General features: G+C 66.2%; 12 protein-coding genes and 2 pseudogenes. 7 read left to right on the top strand and 7 right to left on the bottom strand.

The features are described 5' to 3' along the window. Window positions 1-36: 36 nt before the first annotated feature. From ACOOHP_RS06775 to ACOOHP_RS06765, 3 genes and pseudogenes are all read right to left on the bottom strand, one after another. Window positions 37-1410: pseudogene (locus ACOOHP_RS06775) on the bottom strand (type I restriction enzyme subunit R domain-containing protein); the annotation flags it as partial. Next, window positions 1407-1595, bottom strand: a pseudogene (locus ACOOHP_RS06770) (transposase); the annotation flags it as partial. The pseudogenes ACOOHP_RS06770 and ACOOHP_RS06775, both read right to left, overlap by 4 nt. 278 nt (window positions 1596-1873) lie before the next feature. Then, a protein-coding gene (locus ACOOHP_RS06765; RefSeq protein ID WP_420465030.1) for an IS3 family transposase occupies window positions 1874-3432 on the bottom strand; the annotation gives its coding sequence in 2 pieces (ribosomal slippage) (window positions 1874-2994 and window positions 2994-3432; 1560 coding nt in all). A gap of 143 nt (window positions 3433-3575) precedes the next feature. Here ACOOHP_RS06765 and ACOOHP_RS06760 point away from each other — a divergent pair. Both ACOOHP_RS06760 and ACOOHP_RS06755 read left to right on the top strand, forming a co-directional pair. Further along, window positions 3576-4388 (top strand): enoyl-CoA hydratase, encoded by an 813-nt coding sequence (locus ACOOHP_RS06760; protein ID WP_420465696.1) that lies wholly within the window; start codon window positions 3576-3578, stop codon window positions 4386-4388. Between the two features lie 82 nt (window positions 4389-4470). Then, window positions 4471-5457: an NAD-dependent epimerase/dehydratase family protein gene (locus ACOOHP_RS06755; protein WP_420465695.1), complete on the top strand. Its 987-nt coding sequence runs from the start codon at window positions 4471-4473 to the stop codon at window positions 5455-5457. 77 nt (window positions 5458-5534) lie between these two features. Here ACOOHP_RS06755 and ACOOHP_RS06750 read toward each other — a convergent pair whose 3' ends face one another. Continuing rightward, complete coding sequence (locus ACOOHP_RS06750; protein ID WP_420465694.1) at window positions 5535-6173, bottom strand: glutathione S-transferase family protein; 639 nt, start codon at window positions 6171-6173, stop codon at window positions 5535-5537. 229 nt (window positions 6174-6402) lie between these two features. Here ACOOHP_RS06750 and ACOOHP_RS06745 point away from each other — a divergent pair, with 229 nt between their 5' ends. After that, complete coding sequence (locus tag ACOOHP_RS06745; RefSeq protein ID WP_420465693.1) at window positions 6403-6978, top strand: hypothetical protein; 576 nt, start codon at window positions 6403-6405, stop codon at window positions 6976-6978. A 63-nt stretch (window positions 6979-7041) separates the two neighbouring features. Here the strand turns inward: ACOOHP_RS06745 and ACOOHP_RS06740 are convergent, their stop codons facing one another. The 3 genes from ACOOHP_RS06740 to ACOOHP_RS06730 all read right to left on the bottom strand — a co-directional run bounded on the left by ACOOHP_RS06740 (window position 7042) and on the right by ACOOHP_RS06730 (window position 9649). Then, a complete protein-coding gene (locus tag ACOOHP_RS06740; RefSeq protein WP_420465692.1) occupies window positions 7042-8052 on the bottom strand; it encodes a zinc-dependent alcohol dehydrogenase family protein in 1011 nt (336 codons plus the stop codon). 68 nt (window positions 8053-8120) lie between these two features. Next, window positions 8121-9038, bottom strand: a complete 918-nt coding sequence (locus ACOOHP_RS06735; RefSeq protein WP_420465691.1) for a carboxypeptidase-like regulatory domain-containing protein — start codon at window positions 9036-9038, stop codon at window positions 8121-8123. A gap of 305 nt (window positions 9039-9343) precedes the next feature. Then, a complete protein-coding gene (locus tag ACOOHP_RS06730; protein WP_420465690.1) occupies window positions 9344-9649 on the bottom strand; it encodes a hypothetical protein in 306 nt (101 codons plus the stop codon). A 189-nt stretch (window positions 9650-9838) separates the two neighbouring features. On the opposite strand from ACOOHP_RS06730, the gene ACOOHP_RS06725 reads away from it, so the two are divergent. The 4 genes from ACOOHP_RS06725 to ACOOHP_RS06710 all read left to right on the top strand — a co-directional run bounded on the left by ACOOHP_RS06725 (window position 9839) and on the right by ACOOHP_RS06710 (window position 14964). Then, window positions 9839-10735, top strand: a complete 897-nt coding sequence (locus tag ACOOHP_RS06725) for a haloalkane dehalogenase (protein WP_420465689.1) — start codon at window positions 9839-9841, stop codon at window positions 10733-10735. Continuing rightward, window positions 10728-11210, top strand: coding sequence for a hypothetical protein (locus ACOOHP_RS06720; protein ID WP_420465688.1), 483 nt, complete (start codon window positions 10728-10730; stop codon window positions 11208-11210). The genes ACOOHP_RS06725 and ACOOHP_RS06720 overlap by 8 nt, the downstream gene beginning before the upstream one ends. A gap of 92 nt (window positions 11211-11302) precedes the next feature. Further along, window positions 11303-13663 (top strand): TonB-dependent receptor, encoded by a 2361-nt coding sequence (locus ACOOHP_RS06715; protein ID WP_420465687.1) that lies wholly within the window; start codon window positions 11303-11305, stop codon window positions 13661-13663. Further along, window positions 13660-14964 carry a PepSY-associated TM helix domain-containing protein gene (locus ACOOHP_RS06710; protein ID WP_420465686.1) on the top strand — a complete coding sequence of 435 codons (1305 nt, stop codon included), beginning with the start codon at window positions 13660-13662 and terminating at the stop codon, window positions 14962-14964. Before ACOOHP_RS06715 ends, ACOOHP_RS06710 begins: the two co-directional genes overlap by 4 nt. Window positions 14965-15158: the final 194 nt, after the last annotated feature.

The raw sequence follows: 15158 nt of genomic DNA, 5'->3' as shown, positions 1-15158 counted from the left end.
GGTAGCTGAAGAATGTACGACACGAATAGCACGTGCCTAGTTACCTGCCCTTCCCTGTTTCTTGGCCGACTTCGCCGCCAAGCGCTCGTATACCTGAACCCCTAGAGATTTCGACACCAACTCCTGCAACTCTGGTTTTCCCATGTAGTCGGTGAAGAGATCTTCGTTGAGCTCCATGCGCTCGATGAACAGGGATTCCAGCACCTGCTTGAAGACCATCTGAAACTTGTCCAAAGGGTTGACCTCGGCCGCCTTCTGCAGCGCCTCGCTCTGGCTGGCGGCTTCAGCGATCTGATCGAAGAAAAGCTGGTCGGCTTCGTTCAGCTCCCCGCCAAACCGCTCATTGATGACATCAATCAGGCGCGATAGCGAAACGTGCTCTTCGCGCGCCATGCCCGATCCCACCTCGCGCGGCCCGTCCAGCGGCTTGGCATAGCCCTCGTTGAGGCTGATCGAGCCTTCGCTGATTTTCTGCAGCCGGTAGTAATCGAGTTCGACCTCCTCGTCGAACTGATAGCCAGGCCCGCTCTTGCGCTTGGGTAGTTTCAGCGCGAGATGACGCAGATATGTGAACAGCTTTTCGAGGTCGCTGTCCTGATACGGAATGACCTGGCTCAGGAAGCTGTAAAGATTACGGAACGCCTGGAGCTTGCCGCGCCACAGTTCTGCTTCCTCTTCTTCCGTGTTCTGCAATTGAACGAAGCGCGCGACAGCCTGATCGAGAATCGCGTTCATCGCCTTGTGGTCGCCGGGGCTCTGCCGGCGCTTCGGCGCGAAGAACACACGCGCGAAATCGGTAACCTCGGTCTGGAGGTAGATGGCCGAGGCATCGAGCTCGGCCTTGACCTCGTAAAGTCGGTCCGGATCCACCTGCTCGCCCATCAGCGAGCCTTCGTAATATTGGCGGAAGGCCTCCTGAATCTCGCTTGGCTCGTTGACGAAATCGAGCACGAAGGTGTCGTCCTTGAGCGGGTGCGTGCGGTTCAGGCGCGACAGCGTCTGCACGGCCTGGATACCGGCCAGGCGCTTGTCCACATACATCGTGTGCAGCAGTGGCTGATCGAAGCCGGTCTGGTACTTCTCGGCAACAAGCAGCACGCGGAAATCCGGCTTGGCAAAGGTGTCGGGCAGTTCCTTTTCCTTCAGCCCGCCGTTCATCTCCACTTCGGTGTAGGTCTTTTCCGGGATCTTGTCGTCTTCAACGGTGCCGGAGAACGCCACCAGGCTCTTGATCGGGTAGCCCTTCTCCTGGATGTAGCGGTCGAACTCCTGCTTGTAGCGCACCGCCTCCAGTCGCGATCCGGTGACGACCATCGCCTTGGCATGGCCACCGATCTTGTGGCGCGTGAAGTGCTGGAAGTGCTCGACCATGACTTCCGTCTTCTGGCCGATGTTGTGCGGGTGCAGTCGCGCTCGCGATAGCCGTTACGCTGCACCATGCGTTCGACATTCTTCTCGCCGTAGGCTGCGCCGGTCAGCGCGCCGACCTCCAGTTCCATCAGTCGCTGGCCGGCAAAGCCGATCATCTCGCGCAGCAGATCGGCATCCGGACTCTTTTCCAGCAGCGCCCGCAGGTTCATCATCTCATCGGTCATCGGTGGTTCCTTGTGTTCAGGGTTGAGCGTCGAAACCCAAACCTAAACCAGTTGCCACCGATGACCTTCAGAACCTACACCACGCCCGGGGACACGACCCGCCCGAGTGAGCGCCCGGATCGAAGCCCGCGTAGGGCGGATTAGCGGCTTCACCGAGTAACCTGCCTTCCGCGCATCCCGGCCCAATGATCGCGGCATGCGGCGGGTTACGCCGCGAACAGCCGCGGCTAACCCGCCCTCCTCCGCTTCGGCGCGCGTCAAGGTAGTTGCCGCCTCATTCATGCAGCGAGTTGCTTAAAGGTTTCGGCGACGTGGGTGTTGATGACGCAGTCGCGTTCGGGGTTGAGGGTGACGGCGAGTACCGGCGACCAGTTTCGCGTTGCGCCTGACCATCGTGCAGGGTTTCGTTCGCGGGCTTGGGCGTAGAGCGCGTGGCGCGCCGCCAGGATCGGACCATCGCTGCCGTCGTGGCGCTGTGCCGGGCTGACGTAGCGGATGCCGCTGTGGCGATGATCGATGTTGTACCAGCGCACGAAGCCGGCTGCCCAGGCGCGCGCTGCCGCCAGGTCTTCGAATCCTCTGGCCGGAAACTCGGGCCGGTACTTGGCGGTGCGGAAGAGCGATTCCGCGTAGGCGTTGTCGTCGCTCACCCGCGGCCGCGAGTAGGAGGGCTTCACTCCGAGCCAGTGCAGCATCGCCAGCACCGTGGTGGCCTTGAGCGTGGCGCCGTTGTCGCCGTGCAGCACGGGCTTGTTCACCAGGGCCGCAATGCCCTCTGCCAGGGCGGTGCGCCGCACCAGATGCGCTGCGTGATCGGCATGGTCGCGGTCATGGACCTCCCAGCCGACGATCTTGCGGCTGTAGAGGTCGAGAATCAGGTAGAGGTGATACCAGCGTCCCAGCACCGTGGCCGGCAGATAGGTCATGTCCCAGCACCACACCTGGCGCGGTGCAGTGGCGATGTGGGTGGTCGGTGGGCGTACCGTGTGCGGCTCGCGGGCGCGTCCACGGTGAGTGGCTTGGCCATGTGCTCGCAGCACACGCGCGAAGCTGGACTCGCTGGCTAGGTACACGCCTTCGTCGGCCAGCATCGGCACGATGCGCGCTGGCGGCACGGCCTCAAAGCGCGGCTCATTAGCCACGCGCAAGAGCTCGGCACGCTCGGCCAGGCTCAGGGCATGCGCCGGTGTGGGTCGGACGGCCTGGGGCCTTCCATCGCCGTCCACGAGCCCCCCGCACGCTCTCCAGCGCTGCAGGGTGCGGGTGTCGATGCCCGCGGTGTCGCACGCGGCGTGCAGCCGGGCACCGGCACCCTGGGCGATTTGAATGTTGTGGGCCAGGCGTTGGCGATCTTCGAGGTCGATCATTCGTCCTCTGCCTTGTTGAAGATCGCCGCGAGTTTTTTTGAAAGGACCAGCAGAGCCGCCGTCTCCGCCAGCGCCCGGTCCTTGCGCAGCAGGTCGCGCTCCAGCTCCTTGATGCGCTTGCGGTCCTGTCGCGTCGCCTGCGGACTGGCACGGGCTTCTTCGGGTTCCGCCAGTGCGGCCGTTGCGCTGGCCCGCCACTTCTCCAACTCCGTCGGAAATACACCCTGTTCCCGGCACCACACACTCCGATCCGCTTCGGCCATCGGTGCTGTTGCAATCACCGCCTCCAGACGCGATCCCGCGGTCCACGTCCGAGCCTTCACCGGCCCGGACTGCGTCTGCTCTCGCCAACGCTGCAAGGTCTGGGCACCCACTCCCACTGCTAACGCCACGTCTTCCACCGCCGCGCTTTCAGGCGGCAACAGCCGCGCTACCGCGCGGTCCTTGAATCCTTGTCCGTATCGAGCCACGTTCTACCTTCATTGACGCCCCCAGGGATGGTCCTATCAAGGCGGCAACTATTCTGACGCGGGGGGGCTTGACTGGGTGAGCACCCGGATCGAAGCGCTGGCCCGGCAGGCCGACAATGCAGTCTCCGCACTGGGAGCCACCCATGAACGCATCCGCCCCTGTCGCATCAATCGAGCCGCTGCTGACGCGGCAGGATCGCGACGGCGTCGTCACGCTGTGCCTGAACCGGCCGCAGCAGTTCAACGCGCTGTCCGAGGAATTGCTGGGCGCGCTGCAGGCCGAGCTCGATGCGCTGAGCCGCGACCCTGAGCTGCGCTGCGTGGTCATCGCCGGTGCCGGCAAGGCGTTCTGCGCCGGGCACGACCTGCGTCAGATGCGCGCAACGCCAACCCTGGACTACTACCGCGCGCTGTTTGCCCGCTGCGCCAAGGTGATGCTGGCCATCCAGGCACTGCCGGTGCCGGCGATCGCGCGGGTGCACGGCATCGCCACCGCGGCGGGCTGCCAGCTCGTCGGTGCCTGTGACCTCGCCATCGCGGCGGACAGCGCGCGCTTTGCGGTGTCCGGCATCAATGTCGGGCTGTTCTGCTCGACGCCGGCGGTGGCGCTGTCGCGCAACGTCTCGGCCAAGCGCGCCTTCGACCTGCTGGTGAGCGCGCGCTTCATCGACGCTGCGACGGCAGCGGACTGGGGCCTGATCAACACGGCAGTGCCGGATGCCGAACTCGACGCCGCGGTGGCGCGCCAGTGCGCGGTGATCGCGGCCAAGAGCCCCACCGCGATCCGCTACGGCAAGGCCATGTTCCATCGCCAGCGCCAGATGCCGCTGGCCGAGGCCTATGCCTACGCCGGCGAGGTGATGGCGCAGAACATGATGGAAGAGGACGCGCTCGCGGGCGTGGACGCCTTTCTCGACAAGCGCACGCCGGTGTGGAGGCCGCTGTCCGCGTCCTGAGTCTGACGCTGGCTGGCGCATCGGGACGCCTGCCTATGCGGGCGCGTCTATAGTTGGCGCTTCTCCTCCCGACATCGAGCGCATGAGCACGCCCATCTCGCGAACCGCCTACGTCACCGGTGCCACCGGCTTTCTCGGCCACCAGCTCTGCGTGGAACTGCGCACGCAGGACTGGGACATCACCGCCATCGCGCGCAAGCCGGAAGCGGCGCCGGAGCTGGCGGCACTGGGTGTGAAGGTGGTGGCAGGCGACATCGTGGACGCGGAATCGATTGCGATTCCCGCCGGCACCGACACGGTGTTCCACGTCGCCGGCGACACCAGTCTGTGGCACAAGCGCGACGCGATGCAGACGCGGATCAATGTCGACGGCACGCGCCATGTGCTCGCCGCGGCGCGCACCGCCGGCGTGCGGCGCGTGGTGGTGACCTCCACGGTGTCGGCCTACGGCACGCAGACGCAGCGCTTCGACGAAGCCACGCCGAGTCGGGCGGCGATGTCCTCCATCAACTACGAGCGCAGCAAGTGGCTCGGCGAGGAAGAAGCGCGCAAGGCGGCGGCCGCAGGACAGGACATCGTGATCCTGCAACCGGGCGCCATCATCGGACCCAAGGACAGCAAGAACTGGGGTCGCATGTTCCTGCTGCTGCAGAGCGGCAAGCTACCGCTGCTGCCGCCCGGTCGGCTGTCGTTCAATCACGTTCGCGAGATCGCCCGCGCTCACGTCGCAGCGGCCACCCAGGGCCGCGCCGGCGAGTCCTACCTGCTCGGCGGCCACGACACCAGCCTTGCCGACATGGCGCGCGGGGCCTGCGAACTGCTGGGCATCAAGCCACCGCGCCTGACCGCGCCGGCCCCGGTACTGGGCCTGCTCGGCACCGTGCTCGGCTCGCTCACGCCGGCCAGTTCCGGCGAGCCGCTGATGACGCGCGAGATGGCGCGCCTGATGTGCGTGACCACCGTGGTCGACAGCGCCAAGGCCGAGCGCGAACTCGGCTTCAAGGCCACGCCGCTGCGCGAGTGCCTGGCCGACTGCCACGCCTGGCTGCGTCAGGCCGGGCTGCTGTAAGGCTTGCGCCAGCAACACCGGCCTCGATCTGCCGGGCGCGGTTGCAGACTCGCGACGCGGCGGCCGCCGTCCCGGACCTACCCCGGTGGCTTCGCGCCCGGCCCGGCGATGCTCATGGCCTTGATGTACGCCGGCCGGCTGCTGATGCGCTTCACATAGGCCTCGGTGTTGGGCATGCCGTCGATGCTGCGGCCACCGAACAGCGGGATGGAGGTGAGGTTGAAGGTCACCATCACGTCGGCGCAGGTGAACTCGCTGCCGGCCAGATAGGGCACTTCGCCCAGGCGTTGTTCGAGATAACGGTAGTAATTGTCCTCGCGGCGCTGCACCAGGCTGCGCACGCGGTCGGCGTCCGGACCCGGAGCGGCCACGCCCAGCGCGAGCTGGGCAATGAACAAACCAAGCACGTTGTTGTTGAAGTGCATCCAGTACAGGTAGTCCGGGTATTCGGGCTGGTCCGGACGCACGGTGTAGCGGCCGTCGCCGTAACGGTGGCAGATGTATTCGACGATGGCGGCCGACTCGGCAACGGTGCGATCGCCGTCGGTGATCACCGGCGCGGTGGCGGCGGGATGCAGGGCGAGGTACTCGGCGGGCAGGAAGTTGTCCTCGGTGCGCCGGTGATACCACTTCAGCTCGTAGGGCAGCCCCAGTTCCTCCATCAGCCAGACGATGCGGTCGGACTGCGAAATGCCCAGGTGGTGAATGGTGATCATGTTTCTCCTCGCCAGTTCGTGGATCGTTATGTCCGGTGGATTTTAGCTGCCGCGGCCATCGATGTTCCGGCGAGGAAGCCGTGCCGCGGCCGCCGGGTTCTTCGTCGGTCCCACGCAGCGCCTCTCGTCGGGTCGCGCCGGGGCTCTGATCGCCCGCGATGTGCCGGTCGACACTTGCCGAGGCTAAGGTCCTGCGCACGAGACAGCCGCAAGGAATACGCAACGCGCCGTGATACGACCACACTCTGTTCTTGGCCTGATCCTGGGGTCGGCGGCGACGCTGTTCGTGCTGTCCGGTTGCACCTGGCCGGAAGTGCCATCGCACCCTGCGGCGCCATCGAAGCGACCGGCCTCGACTGCGAACCACGGCTTCCTGTCGACGCTGGCCGACACGCCGGGCGGCGCCGTGGTGACCGTCAACGGGTTTGCATTGCAGGACCGGCACGTTGCGGCCTGGCGGCCTGCCAACGCGCCGGCAACACTGGGCCCCGAGGTCGGCATCTGGCTGCCACCGGGACAGCACGTGGTGGAGGTGCAGTACGTGCGCAACATCGACGCCGGCATCAGTCTGACCCGCGCGCAGGTGCCGTTCCGGGTGGCGCCGGGGCGCACCTACATCGTGCGACCGCAGGTCGCCTCGGACTACGACAAGGTGTCCTTTACCGTGATCGATCACGGCAACGGGTTTCCGGCGCGCTGCCTGCCGTGGTCCATCCTGCAGACCCGCCTACGCGATGCACGCGGCAAGCGCCCGGGGGTGACCGACGCGGACATCCAAGCCTGCCGCCACCAGCGTGAATTCTGATCCGTTCGTGCGCTGCGTTTGCATCGCGACCGCGCGGTCGCGCAACCACCGTCACCGCAGCCCTCAGGGGATGCTCACGCAAATCTTGCCGAAGTGCGCGCCGGACTGTTGATAGCGGAACGCATCGGCGAGCTGAGGCAACGGGAAGCTGCGATCGATCACGGGCTTGATGCCGGTGGCCTCGCAGGCGCGTACCAGATCGAGTTGGTGTCGGCGGCTGCCGACCGTGATGCCTTGCAAGCGTGCCTGCTTGCGCATGAGCAGCGAAGTGGGAATCACGCCCTCGCGTCCGGCGAGGATGCCGATCAACGAAATGTGTCCACCCTGGCGCACCGCCTGCATGGACTGCGGCAAGGTGCCGGCACCGCCGATCTCGATCACATGATCCACCCCGCCCTGCCCGCTGAGGCGCACGGCTTCCGCACCCCAGTCCGAGGTGCGCTTGTAGTTGATCAGGTGGTCGGCGCCCAGCGCACGCAGGCGCTCCAGCTTCTCGTCGGAGGACGAGGTGGCGATCACCGTGGCACCGGCGCTTTTGGCCAGCTGCAGCGCAAAGATAGACACGCCGCCGCTGCCTTGCACCAGGACCACCTCGCCGGCCTTGAGGCGCCCTTCGACCATCAGTGCGCGCCAGGCGGTGACGCCGGCACAGGTCAGGGTGGCGGCCTCTTCGAAGCTGTAGGCGCGCGGGAAGCGCGTGAGCGAACCCGCCGCCACGGTGGCAAACTCGCAGGCATAGCCGTCGATGCCGTCACCGGGGACGCTGCTGAAGCCCTTGAGGTCCGGCTCGCCATCGGGCCAGTCGGTGAAGAAGGTACTGAGCACCCGATCACCGACCTGCAGATCGTCCACACCGCCGCCCACCGCCAACACTTCGCCGGCGCCGTCCGACATCGGAATGCGGCCGTCCGCCGCCCGCAGATGGCCGGTGACCACGACCAGATCGTGGAAGTTGAGCGAGCTGGCACGCATGCGCACCACGACCTCGCCCGGGCCGGGCGGTCGCGGCTCCACGGTATCGGCGTAAAGGCTGTCGAGCGTGGCAGGACTGCGGATGCGGATGGCGTTGGGCATACGATTCAGACTCGGCAAAAAGAAATGAACTGTGGAAAGAGACGGCGACCGGCCGCCGACCGTGGGCGTTACGGTGTCGCGCTTCCCTGCCACAGGAATGTGAGCCTTGCCGGCTTGCCCGCGCTGATCGCGGCGCTGCCCCGCTTCTCTTCGCCCTTGTGGGAGGCGGACACGTCGTAGTTACCCGGCGGCAGGTCGGCCAACAGATAGGGGCCCTCGGAAGTGGCTTCCAGCACCACCGTGCCGCTGGCATCGCGCACCACCACCGGCACGCTGGCCAGGAACACATCCTTGCCATCGATTCGGCTGGCCAGGGTCAGCGACAGCGGATGCTTGCCCAACTCGGCCTTCAAGGCGTTGGATTCGTCCGAGCCGATACCGCCGGTGATGTAGCTGACATTCCCGTAGGTCTTGGCAGCCGGCAGGTGGCTGGTGGGGGTCGTAACCACCACCGACGGTGCCGGCGCGGCCGCAGCAGCGACCACCGTCGGGGCTGAGGCGGTGGTGCTGACCGCGGCGCTCCCGAGTTCTTCCCACAGGAAGGTGCGGCGTTCGTGCGCCCACGGCTTGATCTGCACGTTCGCAGTTTTCTCGCGCTGCCCGTAGGTCGCCGAGATCCGGTAGATGCCCTCGGGCAGATTGACCAGCAGGTACGGCCCTTCGGTGACGATGTCGAGCACCGAGGTGCCGTCGTCCTTGCTGATGACCACCGGCACCGACGCCAGAAACACATCCTGCCCGTCCAGATGCTGGGCGAAGATCAGCGCCAGCGAATAGCTGCTGGCCTGCGCCTTCATCGCTGCGGACTCGTCCGCGCCGATACCGCCACTGATGTAGGAAAGCTGGCCCAGATCCAGACTTTCGGCGCCAGTGTCCTGGGCGCGGACGGTGGAGGTCATCGATGCGGCCAACGCCAGCGCCGCGATCCACGCGGATCTTTGCGCACTGGCGCGATGACGGAAACCCGATAGGGAAAGTGCTTTCATGTTGCATGCCTCCTCTGAACGGAGATGGAAGCCGGCCGCCGATCGTTACGACGAGCTTACGCCGACCCTCCACTGGGATCGAGACGCCCCATGCGTGCCCGATCGCGAAATCGATCATGACCTATGCGGTTTGCGCGACGGTTCCGCCGCAGCGGATGACCGTCCACTCCCATGATCGCCAGCGCCATCAATACCGCGCCACCATGAACTCGGCCTTTACACGTTGCCGGTCCCGCCGTGGCGGGCGTCGTCCCGGACACTGGCGAGCGAACCGCGCCCGGAACGTCGGCGGTTGGCGCACCGCGCTATCCTGGAAACCCGAAACGCTGGCGCAGAAACACCTTCACCGCGTCGAACTCCTCGTAGCTCATGTCGTAGCCCAAGGTCTCGTCATTGAGCACGCGGCGCGCAGTGGCCTCGTCCAACGGCTTGTCGCCAAGCGGACAGGTGGCGCAACCCAATTTCACCGCGTACACCTCCTTGCCGTAGTCGTACATCCGATAGTTCGGCGGGGCGGGCCGGCGATCACGCGGATCGCCACCCCCTGGAGGCGGGGTACTGGGTTGCGGTCTGATCGAACCCTGGGCGGCAACGCCGAGCGCGGTAGTCATCAGGACCAGAGCAGTGAAAACGTGACAGCCATGCGGGAGCACGCGGAAACCCTCCTAATGTACAGGCGTGATCGAGATTCAGCCCGGAATCCTAATCCGCCCACTCGCAGTCCTCCACCTCCCATCGCGCGCCGCTTTGGGCACACTCGCGACCAATCCACCCATCGACCGCAGACCGGAACGCCGACCATGGACGTGCTCAGAACCCCCGAAGACCGCTTTTCCGAGCTACCGGACTACCCGTTCGAGCCGCATTGGTGCGACACCTTGCCGGGTTACCAAGGCTTGCGCATGCACCACCTGGACCTGGGTGCGACCGACGCACCGGTGGCGCTGTGCCTGCACGGGCAACCGACCTGGAGCTACCTGTACCGCAAGATGATCCCCGCCTTCGTCGGCGCAGGCTTGCGCGTGGTGGCGCCGGACCTGTTCGGCTTCGGCCGGTCCGACAAGCCCGCGGACGAGCCGGTCTACACCTTCGACTTTCATCGACTGGCCCTGATACGGCTGGTCGAACATCTGGATCTGCGCAACGTCACCCTGGTCTGCCAGGACTGGGGCGGGCTGCTGGGCCTGACCTTGCCGATGGACCTGCCAGGTCGCTTCGAGCGCCTGATCGTCATGAATACCGCACTGGGCACCGGGGATGTGCCGCTGGGCGCCGGATTTCTGGCCTGGCGCGACTACAGCAACCGCAGTCCGGACATGGACATCGCCGGCTTGATGAAACGATCGATCGCCGGCCTGAGCGAGGCCGAGGCACAGGCCTATGCCGCGCCGTTTCCGGATGCGCGTTACAAGGCCGGGGTACGGCGCTTCCCCAATCTGGTACCGGACCGGCCCGATGCGCAGGGCGCTGCGCTGTCCCGCCGCGCCCGCGACTGGTGGCGCAACCAGTGGAGCGGCCAGAGCTTCATGGCCATCGGCATGCAGGACCCGGTGCTGGGTCCACCGGTGATGCGGGCACTCCGCGGCATCATTCGCGGCTGTCCCGAGCCGCTGGAACTGGCACAGGCCGGGCATTTCACGCAGGAGGCAGGACCGGTGATCGTGCAACGCGCGCTGCAGAGCTTTGCCGGTGGATGAGCTCGGCGCGGCACGTCAAAAAAATCGCAAGACGACGACCCCGTACCTTGCGCCGGTCCGGCACAATAGCTGGGTGACTCACCGCCACCTCCGCTCCCGCCTCCTGCTCGCCTTCGCCCTGTTCGCATGGCTGACGCAGGCCTGTCTGCCGGTGGCGCACGCGGCGGTGATGGCGGAACAGAACGCAGGTCTGGCCACCTGGTGCGGCCCCTTGTCGCCGGGCATGAGTGCCAAGCTGGCCCAGTTGCCCACCGAGGTGCGCGAAATTCTGCAGAAAGGTTCGGCACAGGCCGAGCAACACCAGGACTGCATGCAGTTCTGCGCGGGCGCAGCAACGGACGCTCTGCACCGCGTCAATCTGACGATCCTTCTGCGCGCGGCGGGCCTGGAGCCGGCCGCACCGCCCGCGCTCGAAAAAGCACACCGGCCGGTCTGGCCCAAGCCACCCGCACGCGGGCCACCGCAGATTTCCTGATCCCGCCGTCAATGGCGCGGGCTGCCCTGCCCGCGTCCCTGCGCCAACGCGCTGCCCGAATCCGTTCGGGTGCCGATCAGGACAGAAAACTCATGTTGAAGATGTCTCCCATCGCGGCGGCAACTGCCGCGCTGCTGCTGGCGTCGCCCGGCCATGCCGAAGACGCCACCCCGGCCTCCAGCTTTGATACCGGCGCGACCGAGGTCGCGATGCACGAGGAGGAAGAAGCCGAAATCCAGACCATCACCGTCTCCGGCGAGCGTCGCAGGCTCACCGCCGACTTGCCGCAGACCAGCGTCGGCGTCACCGCGCGCGAACTGCGGAACCGTGTGTTCGTGAACACCGAGGACGCGCTCAAGCACGCGCCTACAGTCACCATGCGCAAGCGCTACATCGGCGATCGCAACGCGCTGATCGGCGGTCGCTCGCACAACGTCTTGCAGGCGCCGCGCGGCGTGGTGTATTCGGACGGCGTGCTGCTGTCCAACTTCCTCGGTCGCTTCAACGCGCCACGCTGGAACATGGTGGCGCCGGAGGAGATCGCGCGCTTCGATGTCCTGTACGGACCGTATTCGGCGCTGTACCCGGGCAACTCCATCGGCACCACGGTGCTGGTCACCACCCAGGATCCATCCGAAGCCACGGTGTCGGGCCGCGCGCAATATTTCACCCAGAGCTATTCCGAGTACGGCTTCGAGGACGATTACGGCGGCTCGCAGCTCAGCGCCTTCGGCGGCAACCGTTGGGGCAACTGGACCGGTTCGCTGGGCGTGAACCAGCTGCGCAGCGAAAGCCACCCGATGCAGTACGCCACCGGTACGCGTGTGGCTGCACCGAGCGAAGCACAACAGGCCAGCGCGGTCGACGTTACCGGTGCGATTGCAGACCGTGATCCGAAAGGCGCAGCGCGGCTGATCCTCGGTCCCAACGGCGGCTCGCGTGAGGACGGCGTGCAGAATCAGGTCAAGACCAAGATCGCCTACGAGAACGACGTGTTTCGCGCCGACGGCCAGATCGGCTTCTGGCGCAACGACTACGATCGCGACGGCCTGAGTTTCCTGCGCGACGCCGCCGGCAACACGGTGACGCGCGGCACCATTCGTGTCGATGACCAGGTCTACACCGTTGCCGACAGTTCCTTCGGTCCGCAGGAGGGCGTCGAGGAGCACCTGATGACGGCGCTGACCGTGCGCAGCAAGCGCGACAGCGGCTGGAATGTCTCCAGTGTTGTTTCGCTGTACGACATCGGCGAGGACGAATTGCGATCCAACGTGCCGACCGGGTCCGGCGAAACCGAGAACCTGCTGGCCGGCACCATCACCGACGGCGGTTCCGGCAAGGGCTGGTGGAATCTCGACCTGCAGGGCACGTATGCCCGCGACGATCTCGCGCACACGTTCACGGTCGGTTACTACCGCTCGCGCTACGAGCTCGACCAGGAGCGCTACGCGACCGGCGACTGGAAGCGCGGCGCCCGCGGCTCGCTGCTCGAGGACGCCGAAGGCGCCACCGTGATCCAGGCGCTGTACGCGCAGGACGTGTGGAAGTTCGCGCCCGACTGGTCGGCCACGGCGGGGGTGCGTCTCGAACGCTGGGAGGCGCTCGATGGCCTGCGCGCGAATGCCAGCAATCCGGACGGCCTGCGCTATACGGATCGCGAGGAAGAAGACGTATCGCCAAAGCTCTCCATCGCCTACGCGCCGTCGGCCTACACGCTGCGCTACTCGGTGGGACGCGGCGTGCGCTATCCGACGGTATCCGAACTGTTCCAGGGCTCCATCGGCACCACCACCGTCAACGGCCAGCCGGTGGCGACGATCCAGAACAACGATCCGAACCTCAAACCCGAGGACGCGCTATCGCAGGAGATCGCCTGGGAGAAGGTGTACGCGGACAAGCACAAGGTTCGCGTCTCGCTGTTCCGCGACGACATCGACGACACCATCCACTTCCAGACCAACGTCAACGTGACCCCGAACATCACCAATATCCAGAACGTGGATCGCGTGCTGACCCAGGGCGTCGAGTTCGTCTACAGCGTGCACGAGCTGCTGCCGAACCTGGACGTGGAAGCCAACCTCTCGCTGGTGGATTCCGAGATCAAGGAGAACGCGCGCAACCCGGCGTCGGAAGGCAAGGACTGGGTGCGCATCCCGGATGTGCGCGCCAATCTCGTCGCCAACTGGCGCTTCCTGCCCGGCTGGAACGCCAACCTCGCGGCCCTGCACACCGGCGACAACTACGCGGAGATCGACAACAGCGATGACGGCGGCTGCCAGCGCTTCGGTTGTGCCTCGGCGTTCACGACGGTGGATACGCGCCTCGGTTACACCTGGCAAGAGAAGTACGAGTTCGGTCTCGGCGTCTCCAACCTCACCGACGAGGAATACTACGAATTCCATCCGTACCCGCAGCGCAGCTTCGTCGCCGAATTCCGCGGAACGTTTCGATGAGCGCAACACCCGAATCCACGACGACAGCGGGGGAGGCGGCCGGCGACGGCCGTCTCTATCGCCGCCTGTGGCGCTGGCACTTCTACGCCGCGTTCCTAGTGATTCCCTTCGTGCTGCTGCAGAGCCTTACCGGCACGCTGTATTTGTGGCACGACGAGTGGGCAGATTGGGCGCATCCTGAATTGCGCTTCGTCGAACCCAAAGCGCAGCGCGCGAGTCTGGACGCGCAGCTTTCGGCGGCACTGACCGCACACCCGGAGGCGCAAGCGACCACCTTGATCGTGCCCGCCGAGCCGACGCGCGCGACGCAGGTGATGTTCGGCGGGCATCACGGCGAGGGCGACGGATTGCCGTTTCCGGTGTTCGTGAATCCCTACTCGGGCGAGGTGCTCGGCTCGCTGCCCGACTGGAGCTGGATGCCCGGCTGGAGCCGCGAAATCCACGGCGGATGGCCGCTCGGCGACGCTGGCTCCTGGCTGCTCGAACTCGGCGCGTGCTGGGCCGTGGTGATGGTGCTGACCGGCCTGTATCTCTGGTGGCCCGGGGATCGAGGTCTGCTCGCCGCACTGGTGCCGCGCACCGGACAGGGCGCCCGCGTGCTGGTGCGCGACCTGCACGCGAGCGTGGCGGTGCTGTTCTCGGCGCTGCTGCTCGCCTTCCTGATCAGCGCATTGCCCTGGACTCACTTCTGGGGCAATCAGGTGCTCAAGCCGCTGCAGGGCGCGCTGGGACAGTCCTCGCCGTTCGGTGCGGCGATGCGCGCAGAGAGCAGCCCGGTGACCGACGGCGCGGCGATCACGCTCGACGAGGCCCTGCAGCGCGCGCGTGCGGCCGGCGTCGACGGCGATGTGGAGATCAAGCTCGACGGCCGGCCAGGCTCGGCCCTGAGCCTGCGCAACCGGATGCCGCGGGCGGCGCAGGAAACCCAACTGGCGCTGGATCGCGGCAACGGCACCGTGCTGGTCAAGACCACTTGGGACGACTACCCGCCGATTCCGCGGGCGGTGTCGGTTGGCGTGGACCTGCACGAGGGCAGCTTCTTCGGCCGCGCCAACCAGTGGTTCAACACCGTGTTTGCGCTGGCGCTGGTGTGGATCAGCGCGACCGGATTCCTGTCGTGGTGGCTGCGTCGACCGCGCGGGAAACTCGGTGCACCGCTGCGCGCCGAGATCCGCCTGCCGCGCTGGGCGCTGGCAACGGGCGCGGCGCTGTGTGTCGTGATGCCGCTGCTCGGTGCTTCGGTGCTGGCGCTGTGGTTGTGTGACCGTGTGGGCGCAGGCGCCAGGATTGCCAGAGGCTGACAAGGATGGCCGCGACGATCGATCTGCGCGGCAAGGCGCAGGCATCGCGTTAAGCTTGCAGCGATCTTCGCCCTTCCCGCCCGGACGTGAAAACCTGGCTGATCCCGGTGACGCTTGCAGTGGGCATCAGCAGCGCACTGCTGCTACTGCTTGCTTGGAGCCTTGGCCGTGGACCGCACAATGCGACGCAGCCT

The organism is Panacagrimonas sp. (assembly GCF_965216805.1).
In the GTDB taxonomy this organism is placed as follows: Bacteria; Pseudomonadota; Gammaproteobacteria; order Nevskiales; family Nevskiaceae; genus Panacagrimonas.
The sequence above is the reverse complement of the archived record's forward strand: the minus strand, read 5'-3'. Positions and strand labels throughout refer to the sequence as shown.